The organism is Acinetobacter sp. AG3, from assembly GCF_022343575.1.
GTDB lineage: Bacteria > Pseudomonadota > Gammaproteobacteria > Pseudomonadales > Moraxellaceae > Acinetobacter > Acinetobacter guillouiae.
In genome coordinates this window covers 3,113,138-3,140,063 of record NZ_JAKQZD010000001.1, presented here as the reverse complement: position 1 = coordinate 3,140,063, position 26,926 = coordinate 3,113,138, and the positions used below count along the sequence as shown (strand labels likewise).

Genomic DNA, 26,926 nt, shown 5'->3' with positions numbered 1-26,926 from the left:
ACAGCCTGCTATTCTAATCTAAAATCATTCTCGATAAACTGAATATATTTAATTGAACTTATCAGAAAAAATGATTATGACTGAGTTAAGTCTCCCGATTATTGGGATTATGCGTTCTCCTTATGTTGAAAAATTTGGTATTCCTCGACAACCAAATCTGGTTCAGGTGGAGTCTTTTATCGAAATGCATGCACCCTACAATGTCTTGGAAGCATTTGAGGGAATCGAGGAATTTAGTCATTTATGGTTGATCTGGCAGTTTCATGACAATAAAAATCAACAAGATAAAGATAAATTCCGTCCTCAAGTGAGACCTCCACGTTTAGGTGGAAATAAAAAAATTGGTGTATTTGCAACACGCAGTATGTATCGCCCTGCACCGATTGGTTTATCTGTAGTACAACTTAAAGCTGTCAAAAAAGAGGGGAATGCTGTTCGTGTATATGTGACAGGCAGTGACCTTTTAGATGGTACGCCGATTGTCGATATTAAACCTTATATTCATTATTCTGATGCTGTGGATGCAGCGCAAAGTGGTTATGCCCAGTATGAACCTGTTCGTAAACAGGTTATTTGGTCTGAGCATGCACAGCAATTAAAAAGTAAATTTCTTCAAACAGCTGATATGGACCCAAAATATATCGCTGAACTTGAGTCTGTACTGGCTTTAGATCCTCGACCAGCTTATCAGCATGATGATGCACGTATTTATGGGATGCGTTTTGGGCAATTTAATATTAAATTTAGCTGTGCTGAAGAAGCGATCCTGATTCAGGGCATTGAGTCGTTTAATCATTGAAAACGTGATTCCATATCCTGCTTAAAACTTATGCGCTTTTGTCCGCTGTGATCGGAGCATCTCGGTTTAAAGAGCAGGATAGTATCTACAATTACTCTAAAACTGCTGTCTTGGCAAACTGCAGCAAATCTTGTTGTGATTTCAACAAAAGCCGTTGCTGTTCTGCGGCAATCCAGCCCAAAGCAAACCAGACTTGGGGTTCTGTTTTGACCAATTTTTTTAACACATCTTCAGCAACAATCAGGTCATTGTAGAGCCCTAAACTTTCTTGAGCAGGTTTAATGGCTTTTAAATATTTTTTGACTTGGCTTTTATCCGATAATGATGCAACAAACTCAATACTATAACGCAAACGCTTTAAGTTTTTACGAGTACGGTGCCGTGCTTCAATGTCTAAATTTAAATAGTTTTCTGCATCAATTTGAATTTTGTGATGTAATTGTCTAACTTTTTTAAATGCTGCTTTATGTACAGCTATTTGAGATTTTTCACTTGATTCTTGGGCAATAAATTGAATGAGGGATAGGACCAAATAATTAAAATTAAAAGATCTAAACAGTTTGGTTAATTTTTGCGAATCGACATCTTGTGGTTCTGGAAGTTTAAACTTAGGTGCACCAGCAGCTTCAAGCTGAGGTAATAACTCCTCTCGAATCATATCTAAATCACGAGCCGAACCGAGTTGCCTAAACAATTCAGTTAACTGGGTTTGCCAAGTGGGGTCGATATGCAAAGACCAATTGGAAAAGGTTTTTAAAGCACTTCTTAAGCGGCGAATTGCCACACGTGCCTGATGAATATGTTTGGAATTAAAGTTTCCAGATGCAATTGCTGTACTGTTGGGGAGTAGATGAGATAGACAATTATTCACGATCTTTTTTAATGCATTCTCAGGATGATCCTTTGAATCAAGAACAAGTGGCGTTTGCAACTGTACGGGATTGTCTGGAGAGTTTTGTGCAAGCTGAAAACCTTGCTGTGCTTTGCTACGGGTATCAAGCCATAAGTTATAGCGTTTCATCCGAGGTAAGATAAAAGAAATGAGATCTTGAACAGTGCCTTGTTTCAGTTCAAATTCTAATTCACGTAATGCGAGACGCTGTTGAAGGGCGATGATATGACCGTGATCATAACTGACTTCAATTTCACTATTTTGAAATTTAAATAAGCTGAGCTTTCTTTCGATGTCTGTTTGAAACTGGACTTCTAATCCGTCTTTATGTTGCTCTAATAAGTGTTTAATATTTTTAGCAATATGCTTATTGCTGAGATAATTTTTTAGATCTAATCCTGTTTCCGCGCTTCCGATGTTTTCCTCAAATTCTGCACGTTTAAGCCTTTGTTCTGTTGGAAGTTTGAGGGTTTGTACCCATTGCTGCTTTTCTTGATCATCTTCAAGGCGTTGACGAAGCGAAATGGAATTCTCAGACAAAATAAATTGTGCTGTATCATAGTATTTGGCTTGTAAGTGCTGAATATTGGTATCTTTTCTTTGAAACGCTTTAATGAGCATTTCTTGCTTTTCTTCAGGTATTTGGAATTTCAATTCAATTTCAAACATGCTTATCGTTCCATTCTTATTTTCTCGATTTTAATCCGATAAATTGTTTTTTTTGAGTTTTTAATGAATGATTACAAATTCGCAACGTGAATACTCACGCGACTACAAATATTCAATTTTATGCAGTATTTAAAGAGATGATTTTATTCAATAAAACCATCTCTTCTCGCTGCTGATTTATTTTAAAAATTTACGACTGACCAAGAACTGTTCCGTCGCTTCAAGCAGTTTTTCCGCATAAGCTTCTTGTTTTGCGGTAAGCCAGCCTAAGGCAAACCAATCACTGGCTTCAAGGTCGGTTTGTTGTAGGTAAGAAGATGATGAAGCAAGCACTTGATATTGCTCACATGCTTGTTGAGCATCATTTAAAGATTTCGCATATTTCTGTAAGTTCTTAACATCATAGATATTGGTTAGGATCGGAAAGCTAAATTTTAATTCATTTAAATGCTGAGCCAGCGCTTCTAGACTTTCAAGGTCAGATAGATCAGCTTCATTTAAACTTTCTTGTAACTGTCGATACTGATTTTGCAATGTATTTTGCGCAAACCATTTTAAGTCATGGGTTGGCGCTTTCGCAGACTGTCCTAAACTGAACATGAGTAATTCTAAATAGTGCTGCACATTTTGAGTCGATTTGACCAAATTGATGAGTTTTTCATTGGCATACAAAATATCCCGATCTAAACTTTGTGCTGTTTTCGGATTTTGCAGTAACGCACCTAATGTGCGTTGCATATGTTCAAAATGCTGTAAGTTTTTAAAATGACTCTCAAACGCTGAGAGTTGATGTGACCATTTATCCGTTTTGGTATCTGTCCAATCTTTAAATAGAGAAAGACTTAAATGTAAGTGGTGTAGGGCAGTCTGCGCTTGAATAATATGTTCAGGCTGGGCAACTTGTGCAGAAATCGCGGCAATATTTGGCAATAAATGTTGTAATTGACTGGCAATAAGCACACGTAAATTTTTATCTGCAGTGTCTTTTTTATTTAAAATGGTTTCTTTGCTGAGCTGTGCTGGGCTGACTTTTTGATCCACAGTCAATAAGTGTCCAAACTCAGCCTTGCTACGTACATCGAGCCATAAGTGATACTTTTTAACCCATTCAAAACTAAAGGCTAAAAGTGATTGAATTGAGCCACTTTTTAATTCAAATTCTACTTCATGAATTTCTTGTTTGGAGGTTTCAGTTCGGACTTCACCAATATCGAGACTGATTTCAATTTCAGCATCTTCAAACTGAATCACACGGATGGTACGTTGGATGTCAGTTTCAAATTGTAATTGGAGTTCGTCAAACTTATCCCCCAATGCATTTTTTAAAACAGCAAGTGCTTCGGGTTTATTCTGGTAAATATCAATATCTAAACTTGGGGCTTCAGCAAGCTCACCTAAATCAATATTGTCTTCAAAGCGTTGTAAATGGCTTTTAGTCGCTGCTTTTAATGTTTGTACCCAACGCGTCCCTTCTAAGCGTTGACGTAGTGCAGCGCCGTGTTGGGACATCTGACGATCAGGTGTGTCGTAGTATTTTGCTTGTAATTGAATAATTTGGGATTTTTTAGGATCTAATGCTTTAAGGAGTGCATTGCGGCGGGCTTCCGGAATTTGAAACTTTAATTCAACTTCAAGCATGTGAGGGTCCTAAGTGTTAATCATGGTTATTAGAGAGTTAAACATTCTTGAATGTTTAATCTGGCATTGTAACTTAAAATGTGTCATCAGAAGACTTGTATAGCATGCCATTTGAGTATTTTTTACCGCTATATCGTTACTAATTAAATATTTAGAATGACAAAATTTCCTATTTCGTGACTGGTATGGTCTGGGCAATACTTGAATTCGCAAATATAGATGAATTGTCAACAGACTTGATATTGAATTTGGCTGTTATTGCAGCATAAAATAAACTAAGCTGATTAAAAATAAAACAGGATGATTGATCATGAACGCGTATGTTGAGCCTAAATCGGAATTAGAGCAAAACCCGAAGTTTGAATTACCAATTAAAAACTATTCAGAATTTTATCGTTTTTATTTAACTGAACACCGTAGCATGATGAGTCGCCGTTTGCATGCAGCTGGAAGTAGTGTCGGTATTTATTTCTTTAGCAAAGCAATTCGTCAACGTAAAGCAAAATATGTGGCCTATGGACTGCTTTCTGGCTATGCATGTGCTTGGGTGGGGCATTTTGTATTTGAGAAAAATAAGCCAGCAAGCTTTAAGCAGCCTCTTTATAGTTTTATTTCTGACTGGCGTATGCTTTCCGATATTGTACGTGGCAATTTAAGTTTAAAAGACCGTAGTCTAGATAAAATTGAGAGCTAATCTTGCCAGCATGGTAAAAATTAAACAAAAAAGCTTAGAGATTTCTAAGCTTTTTTGTTTTTGTCACGTCTTCGCTGAGAAAACTTGCTTATAATCCATTTATTTGATTGTTTGAGAATATTGAATGCGCGGTCTTTACCTGATTACCAACGACGATCCAATCCAATTATTATTAGAAAAACTCGAAGCTGCTTTAAGCACTAAGCAAGTCGCTATTCTTCAGTATCGCCGTAAAAAAGTAGCTCAATCTGACCAAGCCAATGAAGTGAAGCAGATCAAGCAACTGTGTGAAAAGTATCAGACACCATTTTTGATTAATGATGATTTAGATTTAGCTGAACAATTTAGTTTAGGTGTGCATCTTGGGCAGTCTGATGGTGAAATTTCAGATGCAGTGCAACGTTTACCACAAGGTGTCATCATTGGGCGAACTTGCTTAAACTCAATTGAGTTGGCTGAAAAAGCAATCGCTGAAGGAGCAAGCTATGTAGCTTTTGGCGCAATTTATGCAACATCGACCAAACCAGAAGCAGGTAATATTGGTCTAGCAGCATTACAGCAGGCATCTAAAAAGTTTGATTTACCTATTTGTGCCATTGGCGGTTTAACGGTTGAAAATTCTCAAGCTGTGATTGAGGCTGGTGCTGACCTTTGCGCAGTGATTAGTGATATATTAGCTCTATCAGTTGAAAATATTCCTGCCCGTGTCGCAGCTTGGGCACAGTTATTTGCAGAAACTGCAAAATCTTAATTTGTATCGTGATTTTTTATATCATTTTGAAATTTTAGTATTCTACAGGATTGAGTCGATTTATGAGCCTATCTCCAAAACAAGAGCAATTGTTTAAACAAGCCAGTAAACATATTCCAGGTGGAGTGAATTCTCCAGTACGAGCGTTTAATGGGGTGGGTGGTACGCCAGTATTTATCGAAAAAGCCAAAGGTGCTTATTTATACGATGTCGACGGCAAGCGCTATGTGGACTATGTGGGTTCTTGGGGGCCGATGATTTTAGGTCATGCGCATCCCGATATTATCCAAGCAGTACAAGAAGCAGCAGTTGATGGTTTAAGCTTTGGTGCACCGACGGTACATGAAACCACACTGGCTGATTTGATCTGTGAGATCATGCCATCAATTGAATTGGTCCGTATGACCAACTCAGGTACTGAAGCAACCATGACCGCTATTCGTTTGGCGCGTGGTTATACAGGTCGTGACATGATTGTGAAATTTGAAGGTTGCTATCACGGACATTCAGATTCTTTATTGGTTAAAGCGGGTTCAGGCATGTTGACCATGGGTGAGCCAACATCAAAGGGTGTACCTGCTGATTTTGCCAAGCATACGGTGACCTTGCCATATAATGATATTGAAGCTGTTAAAGCTTGTTTTGCGAAATATGGTCAAGAGATTGCAGGGGTGATTGTTGAACCTGTTGCTGGAAATATGAATCTGGTTAAACCAATCAAAGGTTTCTTAGAAACGATTCGTGAACAATGTGATCAATACAAATCAGTATTTATTATTGATGAAGTGATGACCGGTTTCCGTGTAGCACTCGGTGGTGCGCAAGCATATTATAATGTAAAACCTGATTTAACGACTTTGGGTAAAATCATTGGTGCTGGATTACCAGTCGGTGCATTTGGTGGAAAACGTGAAATCATGGAATGTATCGCGCCTTTAGGTGGGGTTTACCAAGCAGGAACCTTGTCGGGTAATCCATTGGCTATGCGAGCAGGGATCAAAATGTTTGAAACCCTTCGCCAACCGAACTTCTACACTGATTTGTCTGCAAAATTAGATCAATTATTACAGGGTCTACAAGCGGCTGCGGATGAAGCTGGAATCCCATTCTTTACTCAACAAGCTGGTGGTTTGTTCGGCCTTTACTTTACTGATCAAACCGAAATTAGCAGTTTTGACCATATTTTAAAATGCGATATTGAAGCATTCCGTAAATTCTTCCACGGGATGTTAAATCGTGGTGTAAACCTTGCTCCATCTGCATTTGAGGCAGGCTTTATTTCAGCTGCACACAGTGATGAAGATATTCAGTTTACTATTGATATGGCTAAACAAGTCTTTGCTGAAATGCAAGCTTAAGGGGATTTAAGGCCGCTTCGATTGCTTGAATAAATGAGCAGAATGGACAGTCTTTTTGAATCAAGTTTGATTTAGAATAAAAGCCTGTAGTCTAAGGACTACAGGCTTTTTTGTGATTTTAGACATTATAATTCAGGAAGAAAATATGCAAACCAAACACTATTTAACCTTATCTGATGCAGAGTTTTTATTGAATAAAGCACATCAATATGCAATTGATCATGCTTTTAATGTCAGTATTGCCATCGTTGATGAAACGGGCAATTTATTGGCAATGAAGCGTATGGACGGCGCTTCTGCATTGACGTCGAAATTCTGTTTGGACAAAGCCAGATGCTCTGCATTAAGTCGTAGACCGTCGGGATCATATGAGACCCTTATCAAAAATGGTCAAATGGGATTTTTAACCATGCAGAGCGGCTCAGGGATGTTGGAAGGTGGTGAGCCTATTTTGTATCAAGGTCAGTTGGTTGGTGCAGTGGGTATTTCTGGAGTGAAATCATTTGAAGATGCTGAAATTGCACGACATGCAATTCAAGCCTTTCTTGCTCAATGTAATTAAACTTCTATAGTTAAAAAATTATGCGTATAGGTAAAGTCAGTAAATAAGTTTGAAGAGGTGTTTAAATAAACACCTCTTTTATCTTGTAAAATTACAAACGATAAAATTGTTTGGCATTATGGTGGAAGATATTTTCCAGTGCATTTTCATCATATTGCATCACGATATCACTAAACGCATCAATGATATTCACTAGACTGGTATTGACCCGATCCATTGGGAAATTAGAAGCAAACATTACCCGATAGGTGCCAAAACTTTCCAAAGCATGCAGAATCAGTGGTGCAACAAGATCAATGATTTGTTGCTTAGAGGCCAGTTGTTTTTTCTTATAAAATTGATGACCAAGCACTGGCATAAATAGACCAGACATTTTGGTATATACATTTGGATAAGCGGATAATTCAGCAATAGCATCTTGCCATTGATAAAAAATATTTTCACGTGCTGTTTTAGACAAGCCTGTATTTTGTCCAATTTTACCAAACAAGCCTGCTGGTGTACCAAAGTGGTCTAAAACAATTGAGGTTTCTGGGAACTTTTTTGCCAGCTCAATTACATCGGGAATTTGATGAGAATACACCCAAGCATCAAAACTCAGATTATGTTGCGCGAGTTGTTCAAAGCCTTTTAAGAACTTTTTCTCGGTATACAGGTGCGGGAGATCTGTCCAATTATGCACGCCTTTATCTTCATGAAAGGCAGCCATGCGGCGGATACCGCGCAAACGTTTAGATGCTTTTTGGTGTAACTTTAAAATCTTTTTGAAATTAGGATCGCACGGGTCGGCGGTAGCCACGATGCCACCAAGTTTTACAGTATTTTCATTAAAGGGTAAGGATTCAATAAATTCTGTTTCACCCACGACGCCTTTGCCTTTCTGTTTGGCCCAACTGGCTTCAATATGCACCACTTGTTCGACTGTATATGAGCCAAGATCATGTTTATAGTCTTGTGGTAAATAGGGGCGGGTGATGTGCTCAGTTAGTCCAACCGTTTCAATCAAATCTTTAGCTTTGACTAAACGCACCATTTTATCGAGTAGGAATGGACGCTTGCCCAAAAGCTTTACCGCAAATGCTGCTGCATGAGGGGTGTTGTAGGGATCCCACTGGTGAATATGTGGGTCAATGATTGGAAAATTCAAATCTTGCATATAACGTCCAAATTGTTATTTATTATCAAAATACAATACATGAATTTTATAAAAGGTGAATATTGTCACTTGGTAAAATTTAAGCGGTAAAGCCATTGGAGGAATCAGTTGATTTTATTATTTTGGGATGACCGCCATAAATTGTTATAAAAAAATAGCCTCATTGAAGAGGCTATTTTATCAATGCTTTGATTGATCTAAGATGAATTAATTCAATCAGTGTTGATGATCATGGCCATCATGATCATGTTTGTGGGTATGAAAATCTTCGTTTTTACGGAAACGGAGATAATTTTCAAACTGCTCACAATATTCATCATAATTGTCTTCAAGCATCATTTGGAATTGTTGCAATATATAAGACATGACTTGTTCTTTGGCGTCACGCATTTCATCACCATCTTTAAAGGTGTTTGCAGCAACCCAAGTATTAAAACGTGCAGTAGCGAAGAGCATTGCTGAGCTGACTTGTCCACGAAGTTCTTCTGGCTTAGGTTGCTGTCCTTTCGCTGGGCGGCAAAACTCATTGGCTTGTTTGATAAACTCATCCGCACGCTCAAAAAAAACAGCATTTAAAGCTTCTTCTTCGGTGACATCAGTAGCATCGATTTTTTGAGACATGACTTTTCCACATAGCGTATTTCATTGGTGGGCTATTATAGGCAATCCAAGGGTTAAACGAAACGCTTTACTTCTTCTGTATCTGAATTTGCAAAATAGCTGTCAAAATTTTCTTGATATTCATCAAGATGATCTTCAAGCATGAGTTTAAATTGTTCTACATAATAGTCTAAGATGACTTGGCGATCCGCTTTAAAATCTGGCGCTTGATTATAGGCACATGCCGCATGCCAAATACTATAACGGGCATTGGCATACATAAATGAAGCACTGATCTTTCCAGGATGTGCTGTCAAATGCGAAACTTGATGATTTTGATCTGCAAATTGATTGGCGAGAGCAATAAATTCATCAGCACGCTCATAAAAGTATTCGTCAGATTCAACTTCTTCAGTTTCTTCAAAAAAATCATTATTTTCGGACATTATCATTCCTTTTCATAGACTTGTTTCATTGATATAACTATAGCATACTCAAATAGCCTAAGCTTAATAAATACTCAAGGAGTAGATAATGCAAGATGCGATTGCCATACAAAGCTTGAAAAGTGATATTGCATTATTACGCCAAAATATTTGGCCACCTGTAGACTTGAGCAATGTTGAGGGTTTGCCAATTTATTATGGAACCCAATCCGCAGTAGAGGCCTACTATAAACAGTGGCTTGGATTGCTTGAAAGGGCACAAACCTTGTATCAACCTTTTATGCAGGATGAGGCTCTAGATGTGGCTCAATTACCCAGCCATTTAAATTTACCTTTGTTCTTTTTTCATGTAGATCGGATTCGAATTAATAAAACCCGTGCCAAAGAATCAAAAACTTTTCGTGGGATTGCTTCACTGGTTGAGAAATGTGGGCAATTTGAACCCAGCCAAATTAAAAATATGTCGCAGTGGTTAAACAGTGATGATAGCGCAGCCTTGGTTGCGCATCGTGAGTTTATTGATTTAAGAACCTATATTTTTCAGTTTGGACAAAGTGAATATACAAGAACACGATTTTATGTGAATGGTTTAGTGCTGAGCACTGAAAAAGATTTTGAATTGGTGGATGCCCGCGATAAGCCGCGCAAGCCACGTAATGATAGCTATGCTGATCCTTTGGCGGATAACAATCTCTGGAAAGTATTTGGTAAATATCGTTAGGCGGTTGTGAAATAGATGGTTGTAGATTTTGTTAAATAGGCTGTGATTTTTGACTTTGTTGTTTTTCTAGCTACAAAATGAAACGAGTAAATTATTTTAAGCACTGACTAAAAATAAGATTTAGTCAGTAGACTTCTTTCATAAGTCCTTTTTAAAACCATAAATCAACATAAAAGCGCCCTCATCCTAGCCTTCTCCCAAAGGGAGAAGGAACTTTCAATATCAATATGATTCACTTCACATAATCATTTTTGACTTATGAAAAATCTTTAGTGCTTTTATATAAAAGAATATCTTTTATTTTACAGCATCAATTGCAACACTTGCTGTTTTGTTAAACAGCGTACATTCTGACTTTAAGCCATTTAGATAAGCTTCTGCTAACTGTGCATTTATACTGTTTTTACCAAACTCAGCAACAGCATCTTGATAATCTCGTTCATATTGCTTAATTTGGTTTGCAAGTATGTCATATTCACCCGCAGTATAATAACTTGCTGGGTAATAGTCAGAGCTGATTTTAGCTACGGCATCAACTGATGTATTCAGTTGCATGTCTCTGGATAAATCTAAGTTGAATTTTCCTAGCGTCGTTGAAATATAACCATCTTTAAAATATTTTGATGGGTCGTAATTATTCAGACGAGAGCTTGAATAAAAATCAGCAAAGCTTGTATTTGTTGAAGAGGAAATTGATCGTAAACACGTTGATCCAGACGGGAATGTTTTGCCTTTAAGTTTTTGCACATAATATGAAGAATAAGCGCCAACTACTGAGCTAAGCGCTATATTTGAACCAGCATAATGCTCAAATCCATTGATATACGGACTAATTGTTTTGCCTGTTAAGTTCACTGTTTCAAATTTTTCAGTTAATTCCAATTGGTTATAGTTACGAGATGAATAGGGTGTAAATGTCCAAACTGTCGCTGTTTTCGATTTCAACGTTGCATATTGATAGCCCAAATCAGTTTTACTTTTAGGTGCATCATAGAGCCCATCTGTTGCTAGATAATCACTTAAAAGATCTGATGAAAGGAACTGTGTTGAACCATCAACGTTATATTCACCATTGATGTACATCTGCTTATTGTTAAAGCTAAACTTTACTTTAGTAAAGAGGTTAATGTCTTGAGTTGAAGCGCCAGTTTCATATCCAAACCATTCAGATTCGTTGTTTGTTGTATAATCCCCAGCATCTGAATCACCTCCACATGCGCTTAAAAATAATGAAGAAATGATGGTAATAGACAGTAATTTAATTTTCATGAATTATTCCAAATTATAAAATATTAAAATTTATGAGTATAAAAATTCTCGCTGTCATCATATTTAAACATTTTATTTTTTCAATGTTTTTTTGATGAAATTTTAAAATTCTCTTAATTTTTATAATTATATATTGATCGAAAACTTAAAATGATTTTGCTGCTTTTCAATTTCATCCTTGCAAAAAAAAGTGCTTTTAATATTGAAGAGCCCAAACAAAAACGATGATAAACATGGTCATATGCAAAATTTGAATTGGAGCAAAGATCAAGGCATAGCGGCTGCCACCACTTAAAAATGCATTGATCGATTTCGCAATGGCATGTGCAGCTAAACCTAAAACAAAGGCGAGAGATAAGATGTGATTACTCGGTTCTCCCTGAATGACAATCGTGGCCAAAGCGCCATGAATTTCAAATAATGAGGCCAAAAGCGTACCTGCAATTAAACCCGCATCACCCAATAAAAGATTTAGCCCATATACACCTGCCTGAATCAAGGTTAACGATGCTGCAATAATGGCTGCTTCTTTTAGACTAAACATACGACTATCAGTAAGTTGATTATTTTCAATCGGTTGTGTGTGACGCATAAACCATAAGGCAAAAATGGTCAGGATCGCGATAGCGATTAGACTGGGCAGTACAATGAGCTTGAACCATGTAATACTGACCCCAATCACAATAATCATGAGTTGTAGTAGGGTTGCCACGCAAGACATTAATGCTGCCCCAGCATTGGCTTTGGCATCTGCACGTTCATTTCTGACTTCTAATCCTAAGCTGGCAATGGTAGCGGTACTGGAAACAAAACCTGAAGCAAGCGAAGACAACAGCATGGCATTTTTTGATGACAATAATCGTTTGGCAATATGTGCAAGTGCTTGCACCGCCAAGATTAAGGTGAGTAATTTTAAAATAACATAGGGGTTAAGTACAGCACCCCACAAAGCTTTGTTTGGTGTCAGTGGCAATGCAATTAATAACAATGCCAGTAAGAAAATTCCATCTTTAAATTCAGATTCTGTAATCCATTTCCCTGCAATGCCATGCATAGAATGTTTAGTCATCAACAAGACGGTGAGGATGACCGATAAACCTGCAGCAAAAGAAATATTCCAAACGCACATTCCACCGATAAAATAAGTGAGGATAAATGCAATTTCAGTGGTTACACCGGGATCATCAGTTTGATTCTTTAAAGAATAAATGACGATACCACCTGTAATGAATGCACCCGCAATGCCAAAATAGGGACCAAACAAAAAGCAAACAGCGCCAAGTAAAGCGCAGATGGCAAATGACCTTAGACCCGCAAAACTATTTTGATTTTCACGTTGCTGACTTCGTTCACGTTCAAGACCGATAAGTAGACCACAACCCAATGCAGCCGCAATGATGGTGAGGAAATCGGTATAAGAGCCAAATGGAAATGGATATAGCGATATAAAATTCATAGTGCTCTCCAAATAAGACCATGAATTAATAGAATGATTTCAATGTATCGCAAAGTTTTAGAAAAACAAAAGTTTATTTTTTAGCCTTACGCTAAATACATTATTGAATTTAGAAAATCCAAGAAATACAACAATTAATTTTGTTATAGTAGATTGAGTTTCGGGGATATAACAATGCAATTTAATTTTGAAATCGATACAGCTTGGTGTTTAGAACAATTATTAAAAGATGGTCGTATTACAGAACGTGAAAAATTATTGGTACAAACCACGCATCGACTACGCGATCAGTTGAAGTGGCATCCTTTGCAATGGATAGCCAGCTTTAAGCTCGTCGATGCTAAAAATCCAGTGAAAAGACTGACTTTGACCACACTGACAGAATGGTTAGCTGAAAAAGCCGAACTCAATTCATTTACAATTGATCCGTTAAAGGCCGATGTGACTTCACTGACCAATGTTATGTCGCAAGAGTTTGCAATAAGAAATAAAATTTTAGCAGTTGAGGTCAGTGCCGATAAAATTCTGATTGGTACAGCGCAGCCTTTTATGACGGATTGGGTACATAATTTAGAGCGTAGTTTAAGCCCCAAAAAAATTGAAAAAGTAGTGTTAAATCCTGAGTTATTACAACGTTATTTAACTGAGTACTATCAAGTCAGTAAAGCGGTCAGCAATTCGCAAAAATCCAGTGCCTATGATAAAGAAAATAAAGGTGTAGAAGCACTTTTACAATTGGGTGATACCCAGAATCCTGATGCCAATGATCAGCATATTGTGAAACTGGTCGATTGGGTTTTACAGTTTGCTTTTGAGCAAGGGGCGAGTGATATTCACTTAGAACCGCGTAAGGAAAAAGGCAAAATTCGTTTTCGTATCGATGGGGTACTGCATACGATTTATAATATGCCAGCCAATACCTTAACCGCGGTTATTTCACGGATTAAAATTTTAGGTCGTATGAATGTTGCAGAAAAACGTAAACCGCAGGATGGGCGTTTAAAAACACGGACACCGAAAGGACAAGAAACCGAGTTACGTCTTTCAACATTGCCGACTGCTTTTGGTGAAAAGTTGGTAATGCGTATTTTCGACCCAGAAGTTTTGGTACGAAGTTTTCAACAATTGGGTTTTGATGAACATTTATTGGCACAGTGGCATGCTTTAACGCAACATAGTCATGGCATTATTTTGGTGACTGGCCCCACAGGTTCAGGTAAAACCACCACGCTTTATTCTTCGTTAAAACAATTGGCTACCGAACAAGTGAATGTCTGTACCATTGAAGATCCGATTGAGATGTTGGAGCCAAGTTTTAACCAGATGCAGGTCAATCAAGGGATTGAGCTCGGTTTTGCCGATGGTATCCGTGCGTTGATGCGTCAAGATCCAGATATTATTATGGTTGGGGAAATTCGTGACCAAGATACTGCCAACATGGCGATTCAGGCAGCATTAACAGGTCACTTAGTACTTTCAACCCTGCATACCAATGATGCACCATCAAGTTTGACACGTTTGCATGATTTAGGCGTGCAGCCTTTTTTAACCGCTGCAACGATTTTGGGAGTATTGGCTCAGCGTTTAGTGCGTAAGCTTTGCCCTCATTGCAAACAAGAAACCTTTATCAATGAACAAGAGTGGAAGCATTTGACATTTGGCTATCAGACCAAAATGCCTAGTTTTGTATATAAAGCAGTTGGATGTGAGGAATGCCGTCAAACAGGTTATAAAGGTCGTGTTGGGATCTACGAGTTTATGCCGATTAGCCTTGAAGCAAAGCAGCGAATTAGTGCGGGTGTGACTTTAGATGATTTAAAAATGCAGGCAAAAAAAGAGGGTATTGAACCATTAAGAATTGCTGGTGCACGGAAAGTATTGGAAGGGGTAACTACGCTGGAAGAAGTCCTTAGAGTTGTGCCTTTAAATTAATTTTGACTTAAAAGAGCAAATGAAGAAATCCTAAGATTCACCTCATGTTGGTTTGTTTTAATGCTTCTATCGAAACAATGAACCGATATGAGGACACAACAATGAACGTCATTGCGAAAACAATTTTAACCACAAGCTTGATTGGTTTAACAAGTTTTGCCACTGCAAACACAGCGATAAATCAATCAGCGCTTACACCAAGTTTAACCACAGTAAAACAGGCGTTAACATTAAAAGACGATACTAAAGTGCAGCTTCGTGGCAATGTGGTTAAAGCAATCGGTGATGAAAAATATCAATTCCGTGATAGCACAGGTAGCATTACTGTCGATATTGATGATGAATTATGGCAAGGTAAACCGATCGCGGCAAATGCTACAGTGACATTGTTTGGTGAGGTCGATATCGACTATAAACCTACGAAACGTGTAGAAATTGATGTAGATGCGGTGAATTTTTAATTATTTTATCCATTAAAACAAATCACAGCAGATTCTCGTTATATTCGCTAAGACTACATGTGTATGCATGTGGTCTTTACCTATGTTCAACAAGTATGAACAGCAACAAACTGCAGATTTTATTTTGATCAAGGCTTTATCTGCCTAAAAGAGAGATGGTCTATGCGAATTTTGCTCGCTGAAGATGATAGTTCACAAGCTGAAAGTATTAAATCTTGGTTGGAAATGGATGGCTACAATATAGATTGGGTCGAACGTGGTGATCATGCAATTTTAGCCATAGAACAGCATCAATATGACTGCATTTTGCTAGATCGTGGTTTGCCCAAAGCCACTGGCGATGAAATTCTTAAACTGTTAAAACGTCAATTTCCAGAAATTCCTGTGATTTTTCTTACAGCGAGAGATAGTATTCAAGATCGTGTGCAAGGTTTGGATCTCGGCGCAAATGATTATTTGGTAAAGCCTTTTAGTTTAGAAGAATTATCTGCCCGAGTACGGGCACAGCTCAGACAAACCCAAGTCACAAATTTACATGAAATAAAATATGAAAATTTAGTGTTAGATACTCAAGCGAAAACGGTATTTCAGGATCAGCAAGTTGTTCATCTCACTGCAAAAGAATTTCAAATTTTACATAAATTGATGCAAAAGCCTGAACATATTGTGACACGAGAGCAATTGGAAGAATCTCTTTATGCTTGGGGAGATGAAATTGAAAGTAATGCGATTGAAGTTTATATCTATCAATTGCGTAAGAAGATCGGTGGACATTTGATTAAAACAATCCGTGGCTTGGGCTATCGTATGAATAAAGAGCAAGATTGAGTATTTCACCGAGCACTTTGAATGATTTCAATAGGATGAATATGAGCCAAGCAGTATCACTACAAACTAAGCTGATTAAGACCTCCATGCTCAGTTCAATTGTGGCAGGTGTTTTTGCGCTGATACTTCTGGTCAGTCTTTCGATTTATCACAACATGAAGGTACAAGATGAAATCATGGATGAAGTTGCAGATATGCTTCTGATCTCAGATTTAAGTGCGACCTCTGGTTTTCAATTGGATGAGTTAAGTGATGAATTTGATATTCAATATCGATTGATGAATGGTCAGGTGATGTTGACCCAATCACCTGAATTTGATTTGCAACAAGGTCAAGCCAATCTTCTGTCTAAACACGAAGACAATGGATATGCATTTATTTGGGCAGAAAATAAGTTGTTACGTAGCTACCGAGCAATTGATCAGGATTCTCAGTTAAGCGTCTATGTTGTACAGCCCTTAAGTGTCCGTTTTAAAGACTTATTGCAAAGTTTTATCAGCTATCTATTGGTTTTATTGAGCTTATGGTTGGTGCAATGGCTGATTTTACATTTCTCAGTTAAAAAACAATTTAAATCCATTCAACTGCTTTCAACAGAAATTGCAGAGAAAAATGCCAATGATCTCAGCTTAATTCAGCAACAGCCTGCATTTAAAGAACTTGAGCCAATGGTCAATCAGCTCAATCAAATGCTTGCTCGACTGGATCAAGCTTTAATTGCTGAACAACGCTTTACCGCAGATGCATCACATGAATTGCGCTCGCCGCTTTCTGCGATACAAATGCGTTTGCAGTTATTACAACGCAAATATGCAGAGGTTCCTGAGATTTATCAGCAACTCAATAGTATTCAAAATGATGTGAATCGAGGAACGCTGGTTCTTGAAAATCTTTTGCTTTTAGCACGATTAGATCCAGCGGATGCCAGTGAATTACCGAAGACTTGGATAAGTCTAGAGCAAATGACTCAGCATGTGTTAAGTAGCTTAGATCCATGTATAGATGAAAAGCAGGTTCAGATTCATATTCAAAGCGAAGATGTTCAGGTCTATGTAAATGAAGAATTACTGTTTATTTGTATTCGCAATCTTGTCGATAATGCGATTCGTTATACGCCAGTACAGGGCAATATTTATATTCAGATTGGACCTTTAAACAATAGCAATAGCTTTGAAATTCAAAATGATGGTGAGGGTATTCCTCAAGATATCTTAGATCGTTTAGGTGAACGTTTTTACCGAGCGTTGGGGACCAAAACACAAGGTTCAGGCTTAGGTTTATCAATTTGTAAAAAGGTGATCGATCTGCATCATGGACAGATTCAGTTTGCTGCTTCCGAATATGGCGGTTTGAGCGTTTGTGTTTATTTACGTTAAAGCTGTACGATTGAATCGGTTATTTTTATTGAGTGTTTAGCATTTCATTGGATCGATTTATAGAGATAGGTTGTTGCATAAAAATCAACAGACAAGCATTAAAAATCAGCTGACAAAATTAAAAAGCAGTATGCGCTGATTCATACTGCTTGTTCCCACGTTTTTTGTTTTAACTTAATGTTTTTATAGTTATTTGGTCAAAATTAGACGATTGTTACGTGTTAAACGTAAGCGATATTCTTCTCCAGCATGCATGATGCGAATTTCGCGCCCTAATGCAAATAAGTTATTTGAATGTAACATCGGAAGGGATTGGTGAGCTTCAGTGTTACGTGTGAATAGGCTAAAAGGTGCGTTCATTATTGTTACTCCGTGTGGGGTGCTGTCTAAGTGATTTAAATGATAATCATTATCGAATAGGTCTGTCAACGATAATTTTTATCATTTATAAAATTTCTATAATTGCTTACAATTCATTAAAAATTCAGGTGTCGATTTTTATGTCTAAACCCAGTATTCATGTGGCTATCGCTTTATTACTTTATCGTGGGAAAGTGTTGGTCGGTTGGCGCAATGCAGATCAGCATCAGGGCAATAAATATGAATTTCCTGGCGGCAAAATTGAAGCAGGGGAAACGCCTGTTGAAGCATGCCGTCGAGAGATCTTTGAGGAAGTGGGAATTGGCATCCAGCAATGGCATGCTTTTGACGTGATCCATCATGTTTATGATGATGTTGAAGTGTTTCTCCATCTTTTTCATGCCACGGTTCCTGAACAATATTTGCATGATATTCAGAAACCTTGGACATGGTATGGACGTGATCAACTCTTCGCACTGAATTTCCCCAAAGCCAATCAAGCGATTATTCAACGCTTGTACTGGGCGCATCAAATTAAAATCTCCGACAATCTTTCAGCATTGAGCATAGAAAAAAGTCTAGATGACAACGCGCAACTTTTTTATTTTAGAACGACTGCAGATCAGGTTGCTGTAACACAAATTTCGCAGTTAGCTGCAAATGCCTTATCTCGTTTGATCGTCAATATAGAGCTATGGCAACAGTTGCCTGAGTATCTTCAAAAAAGTATAGCTGCTGTACATTATAAACAGCATCAATTGATGGATTTACACATCGGGCAGTTACCAATCGGTCTACGTTGTATAGCAGCATGTCATGATTTGGTATCTTTACAGCGAGCACAGAGCTTAGGCTTTGATGCTGTGATGTTAAGTCCAGTATTTGCAACCCAGACCCATCCTGAAGCCAATGCACTTGGATGGGAAAAATTTGCTGAATATGCAAAGACCTGTGATTTACCGGTCTTTGCATTGGGGGGATTAAGCCAAGCTGATTTAGCGATTGCACAACAGCATTATGCATACGGGATTGCTGGGATTCGAAATTTTTAATCGAGCAGAGATATTGGCTTAAACAGTTATAAGCGTTGTAACTGTTTTTGCGCTTCTGCGATGGTCTGTTGATTTTTTAATTGCTGAGCAGCCTGCAAAATAACATTCCAAAAGGTTTTCTTTTGGGATGGGCTTTGCGCATAACTTAAACCACGTCGCGCTAGAGATTCCGCATTTGCATATTGTTTCTTCTGATTGGCAATTTGAGCCAAATAAGAGAACACTTGTGCCGATTGTGGTGCTATACGTTGTGCATGGATTGCATAACGTTCAGCTTCATCCCACTGGCCTTTTTGATATGCGGTTTGAGTTTGTTGGATGAGCTGTTTAAAGGCTGGAATATTTTCCCCATCCTCAAATTTTTGCGTTTGAGGTTTGGATTGTGGCGCAATCACAACAGGAACTTTTTCACGTTTAATTTCAGGGCGTTCATAAGGGGTAATTTTTACCCCATCTGGTGTCGCAACCCGATGGTCAGGCTGTTCAGATTTTGGCTTTTCAACAGATTTGCTTGGTTTAGAATTTTGTTGGGGTGTTGTTTGACACCCAGCCAAAGTTAATATTCCACTTAAACTTAGAATATAAGCGATTGTGCTTACATTTCGTTTCATCACAAATTCCTATTTAAAAGCCAATTTACCCGTATATCCAACATGTTTAGATTAGTTGTTATAACTACCACTTGAGATCACATGACCTCTTGAGTCCTGATCTAAACTGTCTTCACTTTCGCGAATATAGTTTTCTATACTATCACTTGAATGCGGCTGTGAAGTGTTTTGTTGCGTATCAGGCGTGGATTGAGGATCGACTTGATAATATGGCATGCCGCACTCTGTCGCACGATTAGGGACTGTGTGACGTAATAATGGAATATATAGTGCGCCTTCACAGCCTTGTGCTGAAAGCTCCCCAGTACGAGAGTCAATCCATTGCCATGAAATATCATCTGTTTGACGTAAATTCACTGGTTTTTGACGTAACTGCTTCATGACATTGATCCAGACAGGTAATGCACCTGATGAACCTGTAAGCCCAGTGATTTTATTATTGTCTAAGCCTAACCACACCACTGCTAAATTATTGCCAGAATATCCAGCAAACCAAGAATCACGGGTATCGTTGGTTGTACCAGATTTGCCCGCAAGTTTGAGATCAGCAGGTAATGTGTTGTAAGCCGCTTTACCTGTACCCACAGACATGACTTGTTGTAAGCCAAAGTTTAATAAGAAGGCAGCAGAAGGGTCTATGGTTTGTTGTACATTTAAACCAAAACGTTCTAATAAACGACCATTAGAATCTACAACAGTACGAATGGCTTTGGTTGGATATTTAAATCCACCTGTTGCGAAGTTACCATAAATACTCATTACTTCCATGGGTGACATATCAACCGCACCAAGGAAAATAGACGGGTAGTTTGGAATCTTTGAGGTCACCCCAAATTTAGACAAGTTATTGCTAAATGTAGAGATCCCAAATTCGTTCCCTAAACGTACAGCAGACAAGTTATATGAGTTTGCTAAGGCTTGAGACATCGGAACATAGCCATGACCTGTTCCACTATAATTCTTTGGTGTCCAGGTTTGATTACCACTGACAGGTAAACTAATTGGCGCATCTTCAATTTGTGATGCCCAGTTATAACGACCTGATTCCAACGCACTTAAATAAATCACAGGTTTAAGTAAAGAACCTACTTGACGTTTAGCATCTACAGTACGGTTAAAGCCAGTAAAGTCTTGGGTTGAACCAACAGCGGCAATCAATTCGCCGTTTTCAGGACGGGTAACTAAAACAGCACCTTGTAGGTCTTTTAATCTTGCGGGGTTCGCATTGGCTAAACGGCTCACCGTTTCTCTAAAGCTCTTTTGCACTCTAGTTTGTGCAATTGGATCAAGTGTCGTAAAAATTCTTAAACCTTGATTGGTTAAATCTGATTCTTGGTATTCGGTTTTAAGTTGACGACGTACAATATCTAAGAAGTCTGGGAAGCTTGCTGTACCTAATGTTGGTTTACGCACCACATTGAGCGGACGTGCAATTTCTTTTTCATATTGTGCTTGGTCTAAGTATCCCATCACCAACATATTGTTCAGCACAATATCGCGACGTTTTTTTGCGCCTTCAGGATTTTTCCAAGGGTTAAATAGAGTAGGCCCTTGAACTAAACCAACCAAAAATGCTTGTTGTGAAATATTTAATTCACTGAGTGGTAAACCAAAATAGAATTGTGAAGCCAAGCCATAACCATTGACAGAGTAGTTACCACTTTGACCTAAATTCACTTCATTTAAATAGGCTTCTAAAATTTCGTCTTTGCTGTAATGAAGCTCCAATAACAGCGACATCAGGGCTTCATTCACTTTACGTTTTAAGGTCTTTTCAGGGGTTAAGAAAAAGTTCTTAACCAACTGTTGCGTCAGTGTTGAACCACCCTGACGTTTACCACCAGTCACATTACTAAGTAAAGCACGCGCTGTACCACGGAATGAAATACCATGATGACGATAAAAGTTTCTATCCTCTGTTGCGATTAATGCTTCAATCAAAGGCTTTGGAACTTTATTTAATTTGATCAGGACACGGTCTTCATTGTGTTGCGGGTAGATACCACCAATCAACATCGGTTCTAAACGTGCGATTCCTGTATTGGTTGGTTTGGTGGCTTTTACATCTGTAACTGTATCGCCAGCAAAGGTCACTTGTAGGACTTGTTCTGGATCTACACTGTCACCAAAGTCAAAGCCACGTGTATGCACGTAAATTGTATTCGGTTGGGTAATATAGGTTCCCGATTTGGTATAGCTATCACTGTTTTTATAACCGAGTAATTTGAGCTCTTGTTCAAACTCTATTTGGGCAATTGGCGCAGTTGCATAGATTTCTAACGGGCGAGCGAATACTTTCGCAGGAATATCCCAACGATTGCCTTCAAACTTATCTCGAATAACATTGTCGAGGCGAATTAAGTAGACGCTAAATGCGAGAAATACTGCAATAATTAATACACAAAAAATCAGTGCAATTAAGCCTATACCACGTTCGGTCTTCATATACAGATAATAATACCCAAATTTATTTTCGCTAATCATGCGAAGCTTTTCTTAATTTTGCAATAATAAATCTGTGAAATACACAAATTTAAAGGCTTTTTAAACATTCTCGTTATTTTTCGTATATGAATGATTTTATAAACATATACTGAGAGTGCTATTATATCTCAGAATTTCAGTGGAGCTACCGCATCTGTGCAAATTTCACCAAAGACCTTTCGTAATATCGGTTTAATTGGAAGACCAGATAAATCATCTGTGGTTGATACGCTTTGTCTTATACACGATCATTTATTAAGTTTGGGTCTGCATCCAGTTTTTGATACAGCTACAGCACAACTTGTACCTTATACCAATACACAAACTGTCAGTAAGAATCTGCTCGGTGAAGTGGTTGATTTGGTTATTGTGGTGGGTGGTGATGGTTCTTTATTACATGCTGCACGTGCATTGGTAAAATACAATATTCCTGTACTTGGGGTGAACCGCGGTCGCTTAGGGTTTTTAACAGATATTAAACCCACTGAAGTGCTGTTTAAGTTAGATCAAGTTTTAAAAGGTGAGTTTCAGCTTGATCGTCGCTTTTTATTGGAAATTGAAATTCGCAGTAAAAATGAAATAATTTATGATGCAATTGCTTTGAATGATGTGGTACTTCATTCTGGTAAATCTGTACATATGATTGATTTTGAGCTGAACATTGATGGGCAATATGTTTATCGTCAGCACAGCGATGGTTTAATTGTATCGACTCCGACAGGTTCAACGGCATATGCCTTATCTGGTGGTGGACCAATTTTACATCCAAGTATGGATGCGATTGCTTTGGTTCCAATGCACCCACATACGTTGTCATCAAGACCGATTGTGGTGGGTGGGCAAAGCGAAATTAAGATATTGATCCGTGAAAACCGTGTGTTGCCGATGGTCAGTGCCGATGGACAGCATAGCGTTTCATTAAATGTCGGTGATAGTTTGCATATTCGTAAACATCCCTTCAAACTAATACTTTTACATCCACCAGGTTATGACTTCTATATGGCTTGTCGTACTAAACTTGGCTGGAATCAAGATTTTGATTCTTTTCAGCGGGATTGACCATGAATATTGAACAGATGCTTTCTATTTTAGATGCTGACATTGTCGAGCGTTTAAAAACTGCGGTAGAAATTGGTAAATGGCCAAATGGTGTGGCGTTGACTGCTGAGCAACGTCAAACCTGTATGCAAGCAGTGATTGCTTGGGAACATCAGAATATACCTGAAAAAGAACGTACAGGTTATATCGATAAAGGGCATAAAGAAGAAGGTGAGGAATGTGATTCGCACGTGCCTGAGCCAGAATTTAAACCGATTCGTTTTATCTAACTGAGCAAAAGATCCCTTGAATCACAGAGTAGTTTCACTTTGTGATTCAAACACTCAATTTAAAAAACAATAATATTTAAACTGTTTCAATCATGATGCTATTAAAACGATAACTATGTTAAAACGATAAATATGTTAAAACGAGAAGTGCGTAATAAGGTGATAAAGATATTCAGAATGATAAAAATCTTAAAAACGATAAAGAGGTTAAAATGCTCAAGCTGCTCAAAACAATAACGCAACTAAAAACAATAAAGTTTGCCCGACTCAGTTTATTCTGTATCACTGCAATTTCGACCAGTGCATTCGCTGAGCAAACAAGTGATGCAAGACGTATTCAATGTTTATTAGATGTTACCGTAACCGCAAGTCAAAATTTCCAAACGCCAGTCACACAATATACATCAATTAAAAATGATGGTTATCCCATGCTGTTAATTGGTATCAAGATCCGTAATGCTTATACAGCCGACGCATCAAAAAAGATAAAAACCCATCATCTGTACTGTTTAAGTCTGATTGGTAAGCAAAAAGATGCTTATTTATCTGGTCCTTATCAACCCAATAATATCGATGTCAAAGTGGGTGATCAGTTGCAACTCATCAATATTCATTCTTCTGGGAAAAGTTATCCCTATTGGGCTGATTTTTATTTTATCCAAAAGCGTGATCAATAACGTTCACGCTTGTGTTTAAAGATGAAATTAGAAACGCGTGTTCCAAAGATACTTTGCTTTACTCATGGCTTCTGGATAGTTATTTACAATACCCATGGTATATAAAGCAATGCCCATTGTTTCAGTGATGGCAATTTCTCCATACTCATGTGCTTGTTGGCCTTCCCAAACCGATTTAAAAACAGCGAGATCAAGCTGTTCTTCTGTTGGGCTACGGTTATCGGTTAATTTAGGCAATTCATGTTCATAAAGTTCACCATCTTGAATACCACAGATAAGAGTTTTGGCATCAGGATTACGCTCAAACTCGCCACCTTCACCTTTAATCACAGCACTATTTTTATAACCTAATTGAAAGGCAGCTTGTTGGTGTGAACTACGATAAGCAGGGTGGAAAATTGCCTGTAAGGTTGCTTTGGCATTGAATGGATTAATCAAACGAGCCAGTGTGTGAATCGGGGAGCGTAAACCCATCACATTTCTAAGATTGATCAAATCTGCCAAGATCGGAGAAATTACATTTAAAGGCAAATAGGCAAAATTTTGGGTGTCTAGTTGCTGTTTGACTTGTGCTTCATTTTGGCAAATTGGAAAGCCCAAGTATTCTAAGACTTGTTCAGTATAGACACGGTTCATGGTATGGCCTGATGCACCATGCATCACGATTTTATAACCATGCTTTGAAAGTGTTAATGCTGCCAATAAAAACCACGGATAATGTTTGCGTTTACCCGCATAAGATGACCAATCTAAATCCACAGCAAGTGGTTGAAAATTCAATTGGTCTTTGGTCGCTTGGACAAAGCCTGTCAGTTCATCTACAGACTCTTCTTTGACTCGAAGCAACATTAAAAATGCGCCAAGTTGTACATCTAAGACTTCATTTTTCAAAATCATTGAAAAAGCTTGATAAGCTTCATCATAAGTTAATGATCGTGCACCATTTTTCCCTTTACCGACAATTCGCACAAACTGCGCAAAAGGATGTTCAAAGTCTTTATAAAGATTGCGTTTTGTATTCATGTCAAATGGATCAAGGGAGAGGATACAGTGGAATACACTATGCCATAAATGGATCTGAATCGTATAGATATAGACAATATTAGACTAAGGTCTAAGCATAAATTGCACAGATGTTAGGCGAAATTAACATTTGCATAGAGATTGATCATCAAAAATTAATTAAAATAGCCTTGAAGAGCGTTTTATTTTTTATCTCCTGTTCTGTATTTATTCTTTTGGCCAAGGTGCCAGCGAGAATAAATCTTAAACATCGTCATTCGTTGTCATTGTTTTGGAAAACTGTCGTTTTCTGAAGGGATTTTTATTTGCTAAAAACCGACTTCCCAGAAGTTTTTATCGAGGTTTTGGGCTGTGTCAGCAAATGGTAGCATTAACATTGGATATTTCTTCAAACAGAAATATAGAAAGAAGTAATTATCATGGCTAAGAAACCGCTGTATAAGTCACTCTATTTTCAAGTGATTGTTGCCATTATTTTGGGTGTGATTGTAGGGCACTACTTTCCAAGTGGTACTCAATTGATCAATGGTGTAGAGAAAAGTGTTCCTGGTTTAGGCGAACAACTCAAACCTTTAGGTGATGCTTTTATTAAGCTCATTAAAATGATTATTGCCCCTGTGATTTTCTGTACCGTGGTCAGTGGGATTGCGGGCATGGAAAGCATGAAATCAGTGGGTAAGACCGGTGGTATTGCACTTTTATACTTTGAAGTCGTGTCTACCATTGCCCTGATTATTGGTTTGGTTGTCATCAATATCGCCAAACCGGGCGTTGGTATGAATGTTGATCCTGCGACTTTAGATACCACAGGTATCAGTAAGTATGTGGAATCAGGTGCATCACAGTCTACCGTTGATTTCTTTTTGCATATCATTCCAAATACTGTTGTGGGTGCATTTGCAGAAGGTGAAATTCTACAAGTTCTTTTATTTGCCTTATTGTTTGGTTTTGCATTACATAAACTGGGCGATGCTGGAAAACCAGTATTAAGATTGATTGATCAAATTTCGCATGTGTTCTTTAACATTGTGAATATGATTATGAAACTTGCGCCAATCGGTGCTTTTGGTGCGATGGCATTTACCATTGGTAAGTATGGGATTGGTAGCTTAGCGCAACTTGCACAGTTAATTCTTTGTTTCTATATCACGTGTTTGTTGTTTATCTTTATTATTTTAGGTTCGATCAGTCGTTTCTGCGGATTTAGCATTTTAAAAATGATTCGTATGATCCGTGAAGAGTTGTTGATTGTATTGGGTACATCGTCTTCAGAATCTGTATTACCACGTATGCTGAAAAAGCTTGAAATTGCTGGCTGTGAAAAGTCTGTGGTTGGTTTGGTAATTCCAACAGGTTATTCATTTAATCTTGATGGTACCTCTATTTATTTGACTATGGCGGCGATCTTTATTGCACAAGCAACCAATACTCAACTGGATATTTGGCATGAAATTACCTTGCTTGCAGTCTTGTTGATTTCATCAAAAGGCGCAGCAGGTGTAACTGGTTCAGGCTTTATTGTCATGGCAGCAACTTTGGCTGCTGTAGGCAATATCCCAGTCGCTGGTTTGGCTTTGATTTTAGGTATTGACCGTTTCATGTCAGAAGCACGTGCATTGACTAACTTGGTGGGTAACTCTTTGGCAACGATTGTGGTTGCCAAGTGGGTCGGAAAGCTGGATGTTGATAAGCTCAATGATGCTTTAAATAACCCAGCTGAAGTGGATCGTAAAATGCTTGAAGAATCAAATCAACCTCAATTGGATTTGCAGAAGTCTTAATT

The 26,926-nt window shown here is 38.1% G+C and carries 26 protein-coding genes; 15 read left to right on the top strand and 11 right to left on the bottom strand.

All coding sequences use genetic code 11. The features are described from left to right. Positions 1–70 precede the first annotated feature (70 nt). Positions 71–799 carry a tRNA (N6-threonylcarbamoyladenosine(37)-N6)-methyltransferase TrmO gene (gene tsaA / locus L3V46_RS14515; RefSeq protein WP_239046079.1) on the top strand — a complete coding sequence of 243 codons (729 nt, stop codon included), beginning with the start codon at positions 71–73 and terminating at the stop codon, positions 797–799. Between the two features lie 91 nt (positions 800–890). Here the strand turns inward: tsaA and L3V46_RS14510 are convergent, their stop codons facing one another. Continuing rightward, the gene (locus L3V46_RS14510; RefSeq protein ID WP_239046078.1) at positions 891–2,360 is read right to left on the bottom strand and encodes a CHAD domain-containing protein; all 1,470 of its coding nucleotides are present in this window, start codon (positions 2,358–2,360) and stop codon (positions 891–893) included. A 177-nt stretch (positions 2,361–2,537) separates the two neighbouring features. After that, entirely contained in the window at positions 2,538–3,998 is a 1,461-nt protein-coding gene (locus L3V46_RS14505) for a CYTH domain-containing protein (RefSeq protein ID WP_034612221.1), read from the bottom strand. A gap of 310 nt (positions 3,999–4,308) precedes the next feature. Between L3V46_RS14505 and L3V46_RS14500 the strand changes: the two genes are divergently transcribed. From L3V46_RS14500 to L3V46_RS14485, 4 genes are all read left to right on the top strand, one after another. Continuing rightward, positions 4,309–4,692 carry a DUF962 domain-containing protein gene (locus L3V46_RS14500; RefSeq protein ID WP_034612218.1) on the top strand — a complete coding sequence of 128 codons (384 nt, stop codon included), beginning with the start codon at positions 4,309–4,311 and terminating at the stop codon, positions 4,690–4,692. Between the two features lie 124 nt (positions 4,693–4,816). Continuing rightward, positions 4,817–5,443: a thiamine phosphate synthase gene (thiE, locus tag L3V46_RS14495; protein WP_239046077.1), complete on the top strand. Its 627-nt coding sequence runs from the start codon at positions 4,817–4,819 to the stop codon at positions 5,441–5,443. A gap of 62 nt (positions 5,444–5,505) precedes the next feature. Beyond that, complete coding sequence (hemL, locus tag L3V46_RS14490) at positions 5,506–6,801, top strand: glutamate-1-semialdehyde 2,1-aminomutase (protein ID WP_004721899.1); 1,296 nt, start codon at positions 5,506–5,508, stop codon at positions 6,799–6,801. Between the two features lie 145 nt (positions 6,802–6,946). Continuing rightward, positions 6,947–7,363 (top strand): heme-binding protein, encoded by a 417-nt coding sequence (locus tag L3V46_RS14485; RefSeq protein ID WP_239046076.1) that lies wholly within the window; start codon positions 6,947–6,949, stop codon positions 7,361–7,363. 91 nt (positions 7,364–7,454) lie between these two features. Here the strand turns inward: L3V46_RS14485 and L3V46_RS14480 are convergent, their stop codons facing one another. The 3 genes from L3V46_RS14480 to L3V46_RS14470 all read right to left on the bottom strand — a co-directional run bounded on the left by L3V46_RS14480 (position 7,455) and on the right by L3V46_RS14470 (position 9,565). Next, a complete protein-coding gene (locus L3V46_RS14480; protein WP_151957025.1) occupies positions 7,455–8,519 on the bottom strand; it encodes an amidohydrolase family protein in 1,065 nt (354 codons plus the stop codon). Positions 8,520–8,735: 216 nt separating this feature from the next. Then, positions 8,736–9,140: a DUF3144 domain-containing protein gene (locus L3V46_RS14475; protein WP_004820141.1), complete on the bottom strand. Its 405-nt coding sequence runs from the start codon at positions 9,138–9,140 to the stop codon at positions 8,736–8,738. Positions 9,141–9,193: 53 nt separating this feature from the next. Next, the gene (locus L3V46_RS14470; RefSeq protein ID WP_004820143.1) at positions 9,194–9,565 is read right to left on the bottom strand and encodes a DUF3144 domain-containing protein; all 372 of its coding nucleotides are present in this window, start codon (positions 9,563–9,565) and stop codon (positions 9,194–9,196) included. 88 nt (positions 9,566–9,653) lie between these two features. Here L3V46_RS14470 and L3V46_RS14465 point away from each other — a divergent pair, with 88 nt between their 5' ends. Beyond that, on the top strand, positions 9,654–10,286 hold the full coding sequence (locus L3V46_RS14465; protein WP_239046075.1) for a hypothetical protein: 633 nt from the start codon (positions 9,654–9,656) through the stop codon (positions 10,284–10,286). Between the two features lie 297 nt (positions 10,287–10,583). Here L3V46_RS14465 and L3V46_RS14460 read toward each other — a convergent pair whose 3' ends face one another. After that, positions 10,584–11,555, bottom strand: a complete 972-nt coding sequence (locus L3V46_RS14460) for a hypothetical protein (RefSeq protein ID WP_239046074.1) — start codon at positions 11,553–11,555, stop codon at positions 10,584–10,586. A 196-nt stretch (positions 11,556–11,751) separates the two neighbouring features. Beyond that, complete coding sequence (locus L3V46_RS14455; RefSeq protein ID WP_239046073.1) at positions 11,752–13,011, bottom strand: MgtC/SapB family protein; 1,260 nt, start codon at positions 13,009–13,011, stop codon at positions 11,752–11,754. Between the two features lie 174 nt (positions 13,012–13,185). Here L3V46_RS14455 and L3V46_RS14450 point away from each other — a divergent pair, with 174 nt between their 5' ends. From L3V46_RS14450 to L3V46_RS14435, 4 genes are all read left to right on the top strand, one after another. Further along, complete coding sequence (locus L3V46_RS14450) at positions 13,186–14,943, top strand: GspE/PulE family protein (protein ID WP_239046072.1); 1,758 nt, start codon at positions 13,186–13,188, stop codon at positions 14,941–14,943. 101 nt (positions 14,944–15,044) lie between these two features. Then, positions 15,045–15,404 (top strand): NirD/YgiW/YdeI family stress tolerance protein, encoded by a 360-nt coding sequence (locus tag L3V46_RS14445; RefSeq protein WP_004820153.1) that lies wholly within the window; start codon positions 15,045–15,047, stop codon positions 15,402–15,404. Positions 15,405–15,566: 162 nt separating this feature from the next. Continuing rightward, entirely contained in the window at positions 15,567–16,232 is a 666-nt protein-coding gene (locus L3V46_RS14440; RefSeq protein WP_239046071.1) for a response regulator transcription factor, read from the top strand. Positions 16,233–16,273: 41 nt separating this feature from the next. Continuing rightward, on the top strand, positions 16,274–17,608 hold the full coding sequence (locus L3V46_RS14435) for a HAMP domain-containing sensor histidine kinase (RefSeq protein ID WP_239046070.1): 1,335 nt from the start codon (positions 16,274–16,276) through the stop codon (positions 17,606–17,608). A 189-nt stretch (positions 17,609–17,797) separates the two neighbouring features. Here the strand turns inward: L3V46_RS14435 and L3V46_RS14430 are convergent, their stop codons facing one another. Further along, positions 17,798–17,968 (bottom strand): hemin uptake protein HemP, encoded by a 171-nt coding sequence (locus L3V46_RS14430; protein WP_004721884.1) that lies wholly within the window; start codon positions 17,966–17,968, stop codon positions 17,798–17,800. Between the two features lie 140 nt (positions 17,969–18,108). Between L3V46_RS14430 and L3V46_RS14425 the strand changes: the two genes are divergently transcribed. Then, a complete protein-coding gene (locus L3V46_RS14425) occupies positions 18,109–19,020 on the top strand; it encodes an NUDIX domain-containing protein (RefSeq protein ID WP_239046069.1) in 912 nt (303 codons plus the stop codon). A gap of 26 nt (positions 19,021–19,046) precedes the next feature. On the opposite strand, the gene L3V46_RS14420 is transcribed toward L3V46_RS14425, so the two are convergent. Further along, on the bottom strand, positions 19,047–19,631 hold the full coding sequence (locus L3V46_RS14420; RefSeq protein ID WP_004820161.1) for a hypothetical protein: 585 nt from the start codon (positions 19,629–19,631) through the stop codon (positions 19,047–19,049). 51 nt (positions 19,632–19,682) lie between these two features. Continuing rightward, positions 19,683–22,076, bottom strand: a complete 2,394-nt coding sequence (gene mrcB, locus L3V46_RS14415) for a penicillin-binding protein 1B (protein ID WP_239046068.1) — start codon at positions 22,074–22,076, stop codon at positions 19,683–19,685. Positions 22,077–22,235: 159 nt separating this feature from the next. Here mrcB and L3V46_RS14410 point away from each other — a divergent pair, with 159 nt between their 5' ends. From L3V46_RS14410 to L3V46_RS14400, 3 genes are all read left to right on the top strand, one after another. Further along, positions 22,236–23,174 carry an NAD(+) kinase gene (locus tag L3V46_RS14410; protein ID WP_042140791.1) on the top strand — a complete coding sequence of 313 codons (939 nt, stop codon included), beginning with the start codon at positions 22,236–22,238 and terminating at the stop codon, positions 23,172–23,174. Positions 23,175–23,176: 2 nt separating this feature from the next. Beyond that, positions 23,177–23,443, top strand: a complete 267-nt coding sequence (locus L3V46_RS14405; RefSeq protein ID WP_004721875.1) for a DUF1315 family protein — start codon at positions 23,177–23,179, stop codon at positions 23,441–23,443. Positions 23,444–23,655: 212 nt separating this feature from the next. After that, a complete protein-coding gene (locus L3V46_RS14400; protein ID WP_239046067.1) occupies positions 23,656–24,120 on the top strand; it encodes a hypothetical protein in 465 nt (154 codons plus the stop codon). Positions 24,121–24,147: 27 nt separating this feature from the next. Here L3V46_RS14400 and L3V46_RS14395 read toward each other — a convergent pair whose 3' ends face one another. Then, entirely contained in the window at positions 24,148–25,143 is a 996-nt protein-coding gene (locus L3V46_RS14395; RefSeq protein WP_234622824.1) for a glycosyl transferase family protein, read from the bottom strand. Positions 25,144–25,562: 419 nt separating this feature from the next. Here L3V46_RS14395 and L3V46_RS14390 point away from each other — a divergent pair, with 419 nt between their 5' ends. Next, complete coding sequence (locus L3V46_RS14390) at positions 25,563–26,924, top strand: dicarboxylate/amino acid:cation symporter (protein ID WP_096733633.1); 1,362 nt, start codon at positions 25,563–25,565, stop codon at positions 26,922–26,924. Positions 26,925–26,926 lie beyond the last annotated feature (2 nt).

Bases quoted from the DNA above. Each gene is read 5' to 3' on its own strand.
- L3V46_RS14430 (WP_004721884.1), bottom strand. From the start codon at position 17,968: ATGAACGCACCTTTTAGCCTATTCACACGTAACACTGAAGCTCACCAA.
- L3V46_RS14435 (WP_239046070.1), top strand. From the start codon at position 16,274: ATGAGCCAAGCAGTATCACTACAAACTAAGCTGATTAAGACCTCCATG.
- L3V46_RS14420 (WP_004820161.1), bottom strand. From the start codon at position 19,631: ATGAAACGAAATGTAAGCACAATCGCTTATATTCTAAGTTTAAGTGGA.
- L3V46_RS14485 (WP_239046076.1), top strand. From the start codon at position 6,947: ATGCAAACCAAACACTATTTAACCTTATCTGATGCAGAGTTTTTATTG.
- L3V46_RS14460 (WP_239046074.1), bottom strand. From the start codon at position 11,555: ATGAAAATTAAATTACTGTCTATTACCATCATTTCTTCATTATTTTTA.
- L3V46_RS14400 (WP_239046067.1), top strand. From the start codon at position 23,656: ATGCTCAAGCTGCTCAAAACAATAACGCAACTAAAAACAATAAAGTTT.
- L3V46_RS14440 (WP_239046071.1), top strand. From the start codon at position 15,567: ATGCGAATTTTGCTCGCTGAAGATGATAGTTCACAAGCTGAAAGTATT.
- mrcB (WP_239046068.1), bottom strand. From the start codon at position 22,076: ATGAAGACCGAACGTGGTATAGGCTTAATTGCACTGATTTTTTGTGTA.
- L3V46_RS14465 (WP_239046075.1), top strand. From the start codon at position 9,654: ATGCAAGATGCGATTGCCATACAAAGCTTGAAAAGTGATATTGCATTA.
- L3V46_RS14425 (WP_239046069.1), top strand. From the start codon at position 18,109: ATGTCTAAACCCAGTATTCATGTGGCTATCGCTTTATTACTTTATCGT.
- L3V46_RS14480 (WP_151957025.1), bottom strand. From the start codon at position 8,519: ATGCAAGATTTGAATTTTCCAATCATTGACCCACATATTCACCAGTGG.
- L3V46_RS14455 (WP_239046073.1), bottom strand. From the start codon at position 13,011: ATGAATTTTATATCGCTATATCCATTTCCATTTGGCTCTTATACCGAT.
- L3V46_RS14470 (WP_004820143.1), bottom strand. From the start codon at position 9,565: ATGTCCGAAAATAATGATTTTTTTGAAGAAACTGAAGAAGTTGAATCT.
- thiE (WP_239046077.1), top strand. From the start codon at position 4,817: ATGCGCGGTCTTTACCTGATTACCAACGACGATCCAATCCAATTATTA.
- L3V46_RS14405 (WP_004721875.1), top strand. From the start codon at position 23,177: ATGAATATTGAACAGATGCTTTCTATTTTAGATGCTGACATTGTCGAG.
- L3V46_RS14445 (WP_004820153.1), top strand. From the start codon at position 15,045: ATGAACGTCATTGCGAAAACAATTTTAACCACAAGCTTGATTGGTTTA.
- tsaA (WP_239046079.1), top strand. From the start codon at position 71: ATGATTATGACTGAGTTAAGTCTCCCGATTATTGGGATTATGCGTTCT.
- L3V46_RS14505 (WP_034612221.1), bottom strand. From the start codon at position 3,998: ATGCTTGAAGTTGAATTAAAGTTTCAAATTCCGGAAGCCCGCCGCAAT.
- L3V46_RS14395 (WP_234622824.1), bottom strand. From the start codon at position 25,143: ATGAATACAAAACGCAATCTTTATAAAGACTTTGAACATCCTTTTGCG.
- L3V46_RS14510 (WP_239046078.1), bottom strand. From the start codon at position 2,360: ATGTTTGAAATTGAATTGAAATTCCAAATACCTGAAGAAAAGCAAGAA.
- L3V46_RS14500 (WP_034612218.1), top strand. From the start codon at position 4,309: ATGAACGCGTATGTTGAGCCTAAATCGGAATTAGAGCAAAACCCGAAG.
- hemL (WP_004721899.1), top strand. From the start codon at position 5,506: ATGAGCCTATCTCCAAAACAAGAGCAATTGTTTAAACAAGCCAGTAAA.
- L3V46_RS14390 (WP_096733633.1), top strand. From the start codon at position 25,563: ATGGCTAAGAAACCGCTGTATAAGTCACTCTATTTTCAAGTGATTGTT.
- L3V46_RS14475 (WP_004820141.1), bottom strand. From the start codon at position 9,140: ATGTCTCAAAAAATCGATGCTACTGATGTCACCGAAGAAGAAGCTTTA.
- L3V46_RS14450 (WP_239046072.1), top strand. From the start codon at position 13,186: ATGCAATTTAATTTTGAAATCGATACAGCTTGGTGTTTAGAACAATTA.